The organism is Stenotrophomonas sp. YIM B06876, from assembly GCF_030711595.1.
GTDB lineage: Bacteria > Pseudomonadota > Gammaproteobacteria > Xanthomonadales > Xanthomonadaceae > Stenotrophomonas.
In genome coordinates, this window is sequence record NZ_JAUJUJ010000030.1 from 24414 (window position 1) to 36604 (window position 12191).

9 protein-coding genes are annotated in these 12191 nt (G+C 69.3%); 3 read left to right on the forward strand and 6 right to left on the reverse strand.

Annotated features, from left to right (window positions below; translation table 11 throughout):
- The first annotated feature begins 194 nt into the window (after positions 1–194).
- Positions 195–2645 carry a DUF3772 domain-containing protein gene (locus tag QZH66_RS11785; protein ID WP_305806132.1) on the forward strand — a complete coding sequence of 817 codons (2451 nt, stop codon included), beginning with the start codon at positions 195–197 and terminating at the stop codon, positions 2643–2645.
- A 31-nt stretch (positions 2646–2676) separates the two neighbouring features.
- Here the strand turns inward: QZH66_RS11785 and QZH66_RS11790 are convergent, their stop codons facing one another.
- Positions 2677–4782, reverse strand: a complete 2106-nt coding sequence (locus tag QZH66_RS11790) for a phosphoglycerol transferase I (RefSeq protein ID WP_305806133.1) — start codon at positions 4780–4782, stop codon at positions 2677–2679.
- A gap of 417 nt (positions 4783–5199) precedes the next feature.
- Positions 5200–6852, reverse strand: a complete 1653-nt coding sequence (locus QZH66_RS11795; RefSeq protein ID WP_305806141.1) for an AarF/UbiB family protein — start codon at positions 6850–6852, stop codon at positions 5200–5202.
- Positions 6853–7038: 186 nt separating this feature from the next.
- Here QZH66_RS11795 and QZH66_RS11800 point away from each other — a divergent pair, with 186 nt between their 5' ends.
- A complete protein-coding gene (locus tag QZH66_RS11800) occupies positions 7039–7953 on the forward strand; it encodes a DUF808 domain-containing protein (RefSeq protein WP_305806134.1) in 915 nt (304 codons plus the stop codon).
- A gap of 13 nt (positions 7954–7966) precedes the next feature.
- On the opposite strand, the gene QZH66_RS11805 is transcribed toward QZH66_RS11800, so the two are convergent.
- From QZH66_RS11805 to QZH66_RS11815, 3 genes are all read right to left on the reverse strand, one after another.
- On the reverse strand, positions 7967–8629 hold the full coding sequence (locus QZH66_RS11805) for a hypothetical protein (protein ID WP_305806135.1): 663 nt from the start codon (positions 8627–8629) through the stop codon (positions 7967–7969).
- A gap of 8 nt (positions 8630–8637) precedes the next feature.
- Positions 8638–9165: a sigma-70 family RNA polymerase sigma factor gene (locus tag QZH66_RS11810; protein WP_305806136.1), complete on the reverse strand. Its 528-nt coding sequence runs from the start codon at positions 9163–9165 to the stop codon at positions 8638–8640.
- A 78-nt stretch (positions 9166–9243) separates the two neighbouring features.
- The gene (locus QZH66_RS11815; protein ID WP_305806143.1) at positions 9244–10671 is read right to left on the reverse strand and encodes a GGDEF domain-containing protein; all 1428 of its coding nucleotides are present in this window, start codon (positions 10669–10671) and stop codon (positions 9244–9246) included.
- Between the two features lie 242 nt (positions 10672–10913).
- Between QZH66_RS11815 and QZH66_RS11820 the strand changes: the two genes are divergently transcribed.
- Positions 10914–11546 carry an NAD-dependent epimerase/dehydratase family protein gene (locus QZH66_RS11820; protein ID WP_305806137.1) on the forward strand — a complete coding sequence of 211 codons (633 nt, stop codon included), beginning with the start codon at positions 10914–10916 and terminating at the stop codon, positions 11544–11546.
- 6 nt (positions 11547–11552) lie between these two features.
- On the opposite strand, the gene QZH66_RS11825 is transcribed toward QZH66_RS11820, so the two are convergent.
- A partial coding sequence (locus QZH66_RS11825; protein WP_305806138.1) for an SDR family oxidoreductase occupies positions 11553–12191 on the reverse strand: 639 nt, incomplete at its 5' end.

A 12191-nucleotide genomic window follows, 5' to 3' on the forward strand; every position in this document is an offset into this window, starting at 1 on the left:
GGGCCAGCGCCAGGCCCACGCCGCTCCGCCCCCACACCGGCGCCACTGCATCGGCTTGACCGGCGGCGCCACGCGGGCCGCGGAACTGCCGCGCGGGTAATGAGCTGCCTGTGTGTGTCGCGGCCGGGCGCCCGCGCGGCGCTGATTTATAGTTCTCCGCAGGCGCGGTGGTCCGCGCGTGTCGGGTTGCGCCCTTGTCCGGTCATCTTTTTGCGCTGTCGTTGCGTCTGCTGTTGCTGGGAATGCTGTTTGCCGGCCCGGTGTCGATCCCGGGGGCCCACGCCGCCGAGCCCGTTCCCGGCGATTCCGCCGACGAACCGCAGACCAGGATCGCCCGCGCCGCGCTGGCGCTGGCTGCGGTGCGCCGGTCGCTGGAGGATGCCGACGCGCCGGAAACGCTGAAGACGCTGGCGGAAAAAGCGCTGGCCGCGCAACGCGATGCCGAAGCCGCCGTGCGCGCGCTGGAGCCGCGGTTGCAGCAGATCGATGCACGCATCGCGCAGCTCGGTACGCCGGCCGAAGGCAGTCCCGAAGGCCGTGACATCAGCCAGCCGCGCAAGGCGCTGGCGCTGGAGCGCAGTGGCGTGGATTCGGCACTCAAGCGCGGCAACCTGCTGGCGCTGGAGGCACGGCAGCTGGGCGAATCGATCGAGAAGATGCGCGCCCAGCAGTTCGGCGAACAGCTCACGCGCAAAGTGGGCTCGCCGCTCTCGCCGGCGTTGTGGCAGCAGTTCAGCGCCCAGGCGCCGGCCGATTACACGCGGCTGCAGGGGCTGTATCGCCAGGGCGCGGGCGCGGCGGTCCGCGCGGTCGGCAAACAGGGCTGGAAGATTCCGCTGGCTGGCGCGCTGCTGGCCGTGGTGCTGCTGCTGCCGTTGCGGCTGTGGCTGCGCGCGCTGGGACGCGGCTATGCGGCTTCGCCACGGGCGCCGGCCGGGCGGCTGCGAAGGACCGGGCTGGCGGTGTGGTTGCTGCTGGTTGGCACACTGCTGCCGGGGTCGGCTGCGGTGGTGGCGGTGGAAAGCCTGCGCATGATCGGCGCGATCCCGCCGCGGTTGCAGGCGGTGGGCGATGCGTTCGTGACCGCCACCTTCGTGGCCGCGTTCATCGCCGCGCTCAGTGCCTGCCTGCTGGTGCCCCGGCGGCCGTCGTGGCGGCTGCTCAATATCGATGACATCGCCGCGGCGCGTCTGCGCAAATACGCCTGGGGCGCGGCGGCACTGACCTGGCTGAGCATGCTGTTGCAGGCGATCAACCACGCCGCGCGTACCTCGCAGGTGGGCACGGTGATGCTGGACGGCGTGATCGCACTGATCTACGTGGGGCTGATCAGCGCCATGCTGGTGACGCTGGCACGACTGCACCGCCGCCAGGCCGCCCATGTGCAGGCGCAGTTGCAGGCCCATCCGCCGGCCGCGCCGGGGGAGCGGCCGAGCAACAGCCGCAGCGGCTGGCTGGTGCTGGGTCGCCTGGCCGGGCACCTGACGGTATTGACGGCGCTGGCGGCGACGGTGCTGGGCTACCTGAACCTGGCGATGTTCACCACCCGGCAGATGGTATGGGTCACCGTGGTGCTTCTGGCGCTGTCGTTGCTGTTGAAGTTCGCCGACGATTTCGCGTTGTGGCTGCTGGCACCGGACAGTGCCAGCGGTCGTACCTTGCGTCTGTCCACCGGCATCAGTGCCGCGCGTATCGAGCAGGGCGGGGTACTGCTGTCGGCGTCGGCGCGCGTCTGCCTGCTGCTGCTTGGGCTGACCGCGCTGATGGCGCCGCTGGGCAACCTCACCGCGCTCGGTGGCTGGCTGGAGACGCTGGCCAACGGCGTGTCGCTGGGCCAGGCGGTATTGAAGCCGGCGGCCCTGCTGCGGGGCCTGCTGGCGCTGGCCTTGGGGCTGGCAGTGATGAAGGCGCTGCAGCACTGGCTGGTGGAAACCTACCTGCCGAAGACCGAGCTGGATGCCGGCACCCGCAATTCGATCAGTACCGTGGCGCGTTATCTGGGCATCGTGCTGGTGGTGCTGTGGGCGCTGGCGGCCCTGGGCATCGGCTTCGAGAAGCTGGCGCTGCTGGCCAGTGCATTGTCGGTGGGCATCGGGTTCGGCCTGCAGGCAATCACCCAGAATTTCGTGTCCGGGCTGATCCTGCTGGCCGAGCGCCCGGTGAAGATCGGCGACTGGGTCCGGATCGGTGATCAGGAAGGCGATATCCGCCGCATCAGCGTGCGTTCCACCGAGATCCAGGCCGGCGACAAATCGACCCTGATCGTGCCCAATTCCGAGCTGATCACCAAGACCATCCGCAACATGACCATGGCCAACGCGCTGGGCCGCATCCAGATCCAGTTCTCGGTGCCGCTGGCCACCGATGTCGGCCGTCTGCGGCAGACGCTGCTGGAGCTGTACCGCGAAAATCCGGCGGTCCTGGAAGAACCGTCACCGACCGTGTTCATCGACTCGATCAGCGCCGGCCAGGTGGCGATCAACAGCTTCGCCCACGTTTCCAGTCCGCGCAGTGTCTACGCCGCCCGCAGCGAACTGCTGTTCGCACTGCTGCAACGGCTGGCCGAGCAGAACATCGCGCTGGTGACACCGACCGATATCCACCTGGTCGGCGAAGCGGCGGTGACGCCGGCGCAGACCCGCTGAGAGTGCGGCGCCTGCACCGGCAGGCGCCTGCTCAGGAGCGGCCGGGACGCAGCCGGAACGGCAGCAGCACATAGCGCTCCACCGCCAATTGTTCGGCATGGTTGAGCCACGCGCGGATTTCCAGGTCGTCCACTGCATGCTCCAGTCCCAGTGGCATGCGGATGCGGCCGTTGCTGTCGGCCTGCACCCACTGCTGGGCGACCACCACCTTGCGCTGCGAGGACACCGCCTCCACCCAGAACGGCCGCTGCGGATTCTGCCGCGCGTACAGCTCCAGCACGTACTGGCCCGGATCGGTGCGGCGCGCTTCGCGGCTGATCATGCGCGACTGGCGCACGCGGGGCCGGTTGCCGTCGAACGCCTGCAGTGGCGCATCCACGGCGATGCCGCGGCGCAGCTGGGCATCGCGATACAGGCGGATGCCCTGGTCGCGGTTGACCAGCAGCGCACACCATTCGCCTGCGGCGGAAGCGTCCTCGAACGCGGTGCAGCGATCGACATAGGCCAGCGTATGCGCCGGGTCGGCGTCGTCGAACTGCTTGGAGGTGTTTTCCAGATAGATCGATTTCAGGTCCCACTGCCGGTCGTATTCGAGCAGCACCGGCGGCTGCACCTGCTGCACGCCCACCTGCACCAGGCCGTCTTCCAGTCGCAGCCGGCGGGTCTGCCGGCCCAGCCACAGCGACCGCGCGTAGGCCAGGTAGCGGGGATAGTCCTGGCCCTGTTCGCGCACGGCCGCGGCGCTGGCGCTGGGACCGGCGTCGGCGGCGAGCAGCGAGCGGCCAAAGCCGATCGTAGTGACGGCCGGGTCCAGCAGCTGCAACAAAGTGGCGCCCGAATCCAGGGTGGAACCGGTGCGGGCGGTCACCTGTCGCGGTGCGATGCCCGGGCCCAGGAACAGCAGCAGGTTCTCGCGGCGCTGCTTTTCCAGCACGTGGCTGAGGTGGTTGGGCATGGCTAGGTGATCGGAGGCGACCACCACCACGGTGTTGTCGGCATAGCCGCTGCTGCGGATGCGGTCGACCAGCTTCGAGATCAGCACATCGGTGCACTTGAGCGCCTTGAGCAGGCCGATATCGCCGTATTCGCTGGCATAGCGCATGCCCTTGCAGGCCACCGGCAGGTGCCCGGCCGGATGATGGGTGTCCATCGTCAATGCGGTCAGCATGAACGGCTGGCCGGCGCGGGACAGCTGCACGAAGCGCTGGAACGCTTCTTCCAGCAGCACATCGTCATGCACGCCCCAGTTGGAGAAGTGGCTGGCGGCGATGTCGCGCTGCTTGAACCAGGCCAGATCGTGCACCGCATCGAAACCGTGGCTGGCAAGGAAATCCGCCTTGGCCGCGAACTGGCCATTGGCACCGCCCAGGTAATGGTTGCGGTAGCCCTGCTGTTTCAGATAATCGCCCAGGCACACCGCTTCGGGGAGGAAGCGGCCCATGCGGCCCATGCTGTTCTCATCGCCCTGCGCGGTGGTCAGTGGTACTCCGCACATCGAGGCGACCAGCCCGGCGATGGTCCAGCCGCTGCCCTCGGCCGAACCGATGTCGCGGAAATCCAGCGCCTCGCCAGCCAGCCGTTGCAGGTTGGGCATCAGCCCGGGAAACACCGCTTCATCCAGATAGGTGCGCTCCAGGCTTTCGCCATAGATCCAGACGATGTTCCTGCGCTGTGCCAGCGGCTGGGCGGGAACGCGGTATTCGTCGGCCACGACGCGGTAATCCACCGGCCGCAGCTGCTGATGGATGCGCAACGCATCGTCATAGAGCGGGCTGACCCGCAGCGTGACCAGCAGCAGGCAGGCGAACGCGGTAAACACCGGTATGCCAAACCGTGGCTGGCGCAGACGGGTGACCCGCAACAACAGCAGCGGCAGCAGCAATGCGCCCAGCACCCGCGCGACAAAACCGGCGATGGAGTGCCCGAAGTCGCCGACCCCGGCGCCCTGCAGGTCACTGCGCAGGTGATAGAGCGTGGCGGCATTGATGCCGTCGCCACTGAGCTGGTCGATCAGCCACCAGCTGCTGAGCGCCAGCAGCAACAGCGAAAGCAGGATCGCCTTCAGCCGCGCCCACGTGCCGGAGACCAGCAGCAGACAGGCAAGCAGCGCTATGGAAAACCAGACACTCCATTGCATAGAGCAGATACCGGAAGCCAGATTGAAAGGGCGCAGCCGCGCAAGTGAAACCGTGTCATCGCGCTGTTTGTGGCGTGCATATGACAGCGGCAGGGTCGGATCATGCCCGCTTCAACCTGACTGGGATGTTTGCGCAATGCGCATGGAAATGTGCGCCGGTCAGCGGATTTGCGCATGCGCATCCGCGCGGGCGGCGGTGGCGTTCTGGCGCGACGCCCATGTCGTGGTGGTGAAACCGCAGGATGCGGTCCAGGGCCGGCCGCCTGCGTTACCAGGCGTGCAGCGGGTGCGGCTGGCCGGAGCCGCTGCGGCCATGCCGGCAACTGCATCGCGCTGTCGGCGGCAGAAGCGCCTCGCCCACAATGCACCCCGCCGCCGCAAGGCGGGCCCGGCGGCGGCAGGTACGGGATTGCAGGCTCAGCGGTGTCCGCGCTCCTCGCGCGCACGCGCCCGGGTGCGGCGGTCGAACAGCAGCGCGCTGACGATGATGCTCAGGCCGATGAACACCCCGAGCAGGAACAGCAGCATCGCAAAGGCCGGATAGCCGAACAGCTTGAGGCTGCTTTCCACCCGCATCATCAGCGCCGAGGACAGCAGCAGGGCCGCGGTGATGATGCCGGCGGCGACGCGGTTGGCGACTTTCTGGATGTTCTCCATCAGCCGCGACTCTTCCAGCCCGGTCACTTTCATCTGCAGCCGGTTTTCGGAAAGCAGGCCGAGGATGTCCGACACCCGGCGCGGGCCGACCCGCAACAGCTGCTGCAGTTCCATCGCCTCGCTGGCCAGGTTGGCCGCCGACAGGGATTTTTTCAGCCGCGCGCGCATCACGTGCTGCAGCTGCTGCTCGATCACCCCGCGGGTATCCAGCTCGGGGGCCAGGCACTGGCACACGTTTTCCAGATTGAGCAGCGCCTTGCCGAGCAGGCTCAGCTCCGGCGGCGTGCGCAGGTCGCTGGCGGTGGCGATGCGCACGATCTCCAGCACCACGTGGCCCTCGGACAGGGTGCCGTTGGCCGCGTAGCGGGCGATCATCTGCCCGGTCTCGCGCAGGTAGCGTTCCTCGTCGTAGTCCTCCAGCCGGGTGCTGATGCCGATGATCTCATCGGCCACTTCCTCGCCGCGGCCATCGACGGCGGCAAACAGCACCTTGAGCAGGCGCTCGCGCAGGCGCGGCGGCACGTGCGCCACCATGCCCAGGTCGAAGATCGCCAGCCGGCCATCGGGGGTGACCCGCAGGTTGCCCGGATGCGGATCGGCATGGATCTCGCCGTGGACGAAAATCTGGTCGAGATAGCCGCGCACCAGCGCCTCGCCCAGCGGCAGCATCGGCTCCTCGATCCGCCGCACCTCGGGGATCGCGTCCACGCGCACGCCGGTCACCAGTTGCATCGTCAGCACGCGGCGGCTGCACAGGTCGCGCAGCGGCTGCGGAATCCACAGTTCCGGGTAGCGCTTCAGGTGCTGGCCGAAGCGGGTGAGGTTGGCGGCCTCGGCCTCGTAGTCCAGCTCCATGCGCAGGGTCTTGGAGAATTCGTTCAGCCAGTCGCTGAGCTTGACCCGGCGGCCGACCCGGGTGAGGTGGTCGGCGGCGCTGGCAAAACTGCGCAGCACCGCCAGGTCCGAACGCAGCTGCGCGGCCACTTCGGGTTTTTGCACCTTGATCGCCACTTCGCGGCCGTCGTGCAGCACCGCGCGGTGCACCTGGGCGATCGAGGCGCAGCCCAGCGGCTCGGGATCGAACACCGCGAACAGCTTGCCGACCGTGGCGCCGAGGTCTTCTTCGATGATCGCGCGGATGCGCTCGACCGGAATCGGCGCGACTTTTTCCTGCATCCGCTCCAGCGCGGCGACATATTCGGGCGGGATCATGTCCGGACGCGTGGACAGCACCTGGCCGAGCTTGACGAAGGTGGTGCCCAACGCCTCCAGGTCGGTCACGAACTGGGTGGGGTCGCCGGTGCCCGCGGATTTTTCCAGCCGCGGCATCGCGCCATCGAGCTGGATCCCGGAAAACACCCCGGAATTGCGGTAGCGCAGCAGCAGCCGCAGGATCTGCTGGCGGCGGTTCATGCCACCAACGGTGGCGGGAGGGGCGTCGGCAGGTATCGCACTCAAGAAGCGGCTCCGGAGCATGCAAAGTGAGCGGCAGTGTCACCAGCCCGCGGTGGTGGCCGGGTGAATGGCCCGCCGTCCTCACCTGCGGCCGGCTTCGATCGGCGAGAATCGGCGACTGTTTTTTTTCCTCTTCGGTGCCCCATGGCCGGTGCAAGCCTGTTTGCCCTGCTCGACGATATCGCCGCGTTGCTGGACGACGTCTCCATCCTGACCAAGGTCGCGGCCCGGAAAACCGCCGGCGTGCTGGGCGACGATCTGGCGCTCAATGCGCAGCAGGTGACCGGGGTCAGCGCCAACCGCGAGTTGCCGGTGGTGTGGGCGGTGGCCAAAGGCTCGCTGCTCAACAAGGCCATTCTGGTGCCGGCGGCGCTGGCGATCAGTGCCTGGCTGCCGTGGGCGATCACGCCGCTGATGATGACCGGTGGCGCCTACCTGTGTTTCGAAGGGGTGGAAAAGCTCGCCCACCGGTTGCTGCATTCGCCGGCCGAGGAACAGGCGCGCAAGGCGGCGCGGGCGCAGGCCCTGGCCGATGACAGCATCGACGTCGTCGCGCTGGAAAAAGACAAGATCAAAGGCGCGGTGCGCACCGATTTCATCCTCTCGGCGGAGATCATCGTACTGTCGCTGGGCGTGGTGTCCGCGGCCCCGTTCGGGCAGCAGGTAAGTGCGTTGGGCGTGATTGCCGTGGCGATGACCGGGTTCGTCTACGGGCTGGTGGCCGGCATCGTCAAACTGGATGACCTCGGCCTGTGGCTGCTGCCGCGGGGGCGGATGGCGGCGGCCATCGGTGCCGGTCTGCTGCGTGCCACGCCGTGGCTGATGCGCGGGCTGTCCATTGCCGGCACCGCGGCCATGTTCCTGGTGGGCGGCGGCATCCTGGTGCACGCCGTGCCGGCGCTGCATCACTTCGCGGTCGGGCTGGCGCCGTCGCCGGGCTGGCAAAGCGCGACCGGTGCGCTGACCAGCATGGGGGTCGGGATCGTCATCGGCGCGGCGGTGCTGCTGGCAGTCACCGGCGTGCAGCGGCTGCGCGGCATGCCGGCCGCCCGCCACTGACCCGGGCATTCATTCACTCCCGTTCGAAGCGGGCGATCTCCTGCAGCTGGCTGTGCGCCCGGGCCAGGGCGTGGCCGGAGAGGTGGTCGATCATCGCCCGCAGCCACGGCTGTCGCGGCGGCTGCGCGGCCCAGCGCCGCGCCAGCAGCACACTGGCGGCCATCGCCAGCAGGCCGGAGGCCAGGGTGGCGAGGAACCAGCGCGGCGCCGCGGCATACAGGTCGATCCGCACGCTTGCCATCATCCCGACCTGCAGCGCCGGCAGCCACAGCCAGCACCACGGCAGGCCCAGCGCCACCTCGCTGATCGTGGTGAAACGGCGCAACTGCGCCAGCCGCCGCAGCTGGTCCAGCACGGTGCCGGTGGCGTGCAGGCGCGCGGCCAGCAGCAGGCGGGTGGCCGCCACCCAGATCGCGGCGATGCCGTACAGGTGGATCAGCACGCCAGCCACGAGCAGGTGCGGCACGTGGCGGTGGTGCACCCAGAAGCCGGCCGCCAGCACCACCACCGCCAGCCATGCCAGCAGCCACAGGCCCTGGACCAGGCCGAACCGGCGCAGCTCGCGCTGCAGCCGTTGCTGGCGCGGTTCACGCCAGGCCTGCAGGGCCAGCGCTTCGGCCGCATCCAGACGCTGTTCCACGCGGTTCCAGGCGGCTTTGAGTTGTTCCAGTTCCATGGCGGGCCTCAGGCGGAAGGGGAGGGATTGAACTGCTGGCGGATCTGTTGCCGCAACCGGTACAGCCGGGTGGCGACGCTGCCGGCGCTCAGGCCGAGCACCTCGCCGATCTCGCGGTGGCTGCAGTCGTCCAGGTAGAGCAGCATCAGCGCCCGGTCCAGCGGTGGCAGGCGCCGGATCAGCGCGTGCAGTTCGCGCACGCGGACGTCGTCTTCGGCGGTGGCCGCGGCCACCGGTTCGGCGGTGTCGGCCAGTGCGCCACGGTGGCGGGCGCGCAGACCCAGGCTGCGCTGCTGCGAGATCGCCACGTTGAGCGCGATGCGGTACAGCCAGGTCGAGAACTGCGCTCTTTCCGGATCGAATCCGGGAAAGGCCCGCCAGGCCTGGGTGCCGATATCCTGGATCAGGTCGCGGCGATCCTCAGGGTCGCGGCAATAGCTGCGCGCGACCTTCAGCACGATGCCCTGGTGCTGTGCCAACGCCGCGGCGAAGCGCTCCTGCGCGGAGGCGGTAGCAGGTGGCGGCGGGGCGGTCACGGAGGGGTCCATGCCAGAGTGATTCGCATGGCAGGGGGAAATATCACAGGGCGCCTCCGGCCGCGGGACGGCGGCGGCTTATTCGGCCACCAGCACCCGGCCCTTGCCGATCCGCTTGGCCGCATACATGGCGCGGTCGGCGCGCTGCAGCAGCGCCTCGGCGCTCTCGCCCGGCTGCCACTGCGCGGTGCCGGCGCTGAAGCTGACATGCACGCGCAGGTGCTGGTGCAGGAACGGCCGCTGCGCCATCGCCCGCTGCAGCCGCTGCATCGTGGCCAGCGCTTCGGCCTGCGGCGTGTCGGGCAGCAACAGCACGAATTCGTCACCCCCCAGCCGGGCGATGCTGTCGCAACTGCGCAATTGCGACTGGGTCACCGCCACCAGATGGCGCAGCGCCAGATCACCGCCGGCATGGCCGTGGGTGGAGTTGGTCTGGTGGAAATTGTCCAGATCCAGCAGGGTCACGCACAGCGGATGGCCGCTGCGGCCGGCGCGGTCGAACTCGCGCTGCAACAGTTCGTCGAAGCCGCGGCGGTTGAGGGCGCCGGTGAGCGGGTCGGTGCGCACCAGCCCGGCCACGTCGCGCAGTTCCTGTTCCAGCTGCTGGATCCGCTGTTCGGCCGCCTCCACCTCGGCCCGCGCGCTGGCCAGATGATCGCGGGCACGCAACGCCTGTTGCTGCACCCGCCCGGTATCCTGCAGCACATCGTGCAGCAGCTGGTTGAGATCGGCGATGCTGCGCGCCTGGCGCGCCGCCAGCGAATACCCGGCGATGCGGTCGTGGTATTCGCCAGTGCTGATCGCCATGCCGTCGACGCGTTCGACAAAGCCGCCCATCAGCTCCTTCATCGCCGCCTTGGACTCGGCGATGCCCTGCTTGAGCAGGCCCTGCTTGTAGATCACCTCGCGCAGGTTGCTGCGGGTCTGCTCCACCGAAGCGCGATCCAACGGGCCGCTGAGCAGTTCCCGCACCGCGCTGATCTGTCCCTGCAGCCAGCTGCGGTCGTCGAGCAGCTCGGTGATGTTCTCCAGCAGCAGGTCGAACAGGCTCAGCAACAGGTCGCGCTGTTCCTGCAGGCCGTCGCTGCGCACCGCGATGCGATGGCACAGCTCGCGCAGGCACTGCTCGAGCGGCTCCAGCGGCTGCCCGGCGCGCCAGTCGCGCAGGACCACGATGAGCTGCTGGGCATCGGCGTCCAGCTCGGGCGCCTCCTGCAGCAGGCTGGTCACCGCCACCGCGAAGGTGTGGCGCAGCAGGTCGCGCAAGCGCTCGGCATCGCCGCCCGCGCCATGCGGTGCTGCCAGCTCGATGGTGCGGATGTACTTGTCGATCAGCTGCCGCAGCAGCCGCGCATAGCGTTCCCAGTCGGCATCGGCATGCGCGCTGTGCAGGCGCAGGCCCATGTCGCCCAGTTCGCCGGGCAGCGTCGCCATGCCCTGGGCAAAGGCGTGCAGCAGCGCGTCCGGCTCATCGGCACCGACGAACAGCCGCTGCAGCATCGCCATGCCGCCGTCGGGCAGCGGCGCGGCTGCCGTGCCCGCTGTGGTGGCGGCCCGCTGCTGCCGGCGCGACAGGATGCGTCCCGGCCCCGACGGGGGCGTGGACGGCGTGTCGCGGGAATCGGGCATGGCGGGGATCCTGGCAGCGGGGGGCGGCACGCCTCTGCGCACCGCCGGGGTGGTGTCCAAGCCCCATTATCGGCAAGGTGGCAGGGGGCTTGAATCGGATCGGCCGGTGCGAGGATGACATGAAGATACTGCTGGCAGGAGCGACCGGACTGGTCGGAGCACAGGTGCTGACGCGGCTGCTGGGGGACCGGCGCTGCCGGCAGGTGGTGGCGCCGACCCGGCGCGCGCTGGCGCACACCGATGCGCGCCTGCTCAACCCGGTGCTGGATTTCGAGCACCTGCCGGCCGCGGCGGACTGGTGGCAGGTGGATGCGGTGATCTGCGCGCTGGGCACCACGATCCGCCAGGCCGGTTCGCGCGAGGCGTTCTGGCGCGTCGACCACGACTACCCGCTGCGGATCGCCCGGGCGGTGCATGCCCACGGCGCCCGCACCTTCGTGCTGAATTCGGCGATGGGCGCCGATGCCGGTTCGCGCATCTTCTACAACCGGGTCAAGGGCACGCTTGAGCATGACCTGCGCGGGCTCGGCTTCGATTCGCTGACGCTGGTGCGGCCGGGCCTGATCGGGGGCGAGCGTGCCGAGCGCCGCACCGGCGAACATCTGGCCAGCGTGGTGCTGGGCGCGCTGGCGCCGGTGCTGCCGCGGGCCTGGCGGATCAACCCGGCCGGCCGCATTGCCGCGGTAATGGTCGAAGCCGCGCTGGACCCGGTGCCCGGCGTTCATGTGATCGGCTCGGCGCAGCTGTGCTGAGCCGGCTCAGGCCGGCAGCGACTGGCCGCCGTCCACCGCCAGCACCTGGCCGGTGATCCAGCGCGCCCGCGACGACAGCAGGAAGCGCGCGGCCTCGGCCACGTCCTCGACCCGGCCGAACCCGCCAAACGGGATGCGCTCGTGGATCTGCTGGTACAGCGCCGGTTGCTCAAGGCGGCGGCGCTCCCACAACCCGCCGGGGAATTCGATCGAGCCGGGGGCCAGGGCGTTGACGCGGATCTTCGCGTGCGCCAGTTCGGTGGCCAGCGTCACTGTGTAGTAGTTCAGCGCCGCCTTGGCGGTGGAGTAGGCCATCGCCCGCGGCACCGGCTGCAGCGCATTGATCGAGCTGATGTTGAGGATCGCCGCGGCCGGGCTGCGGCGCAGGTGTGGCAGCGCGGCGCGATTGCAGCGTACCGCAGCCATCAGGTCGATCTCGAACCCGGCCTGCCAGCTGGCATCGTCATCGGCGTTGCCGTAGCCGGAGGCGTTGTTGACCACCGCATCGATGCCGCCCAGCGCCGCCGCGGCCGCCTCCACCCATGTCTCGATCTGCGCCGGATCGGCCAGGTCGCACACCTGCGTGTGGACCGCCGCGCCCTCGCTGGCCAGCGCCACGGTCGCCGCGCCCAGCCCGGCCGCGCC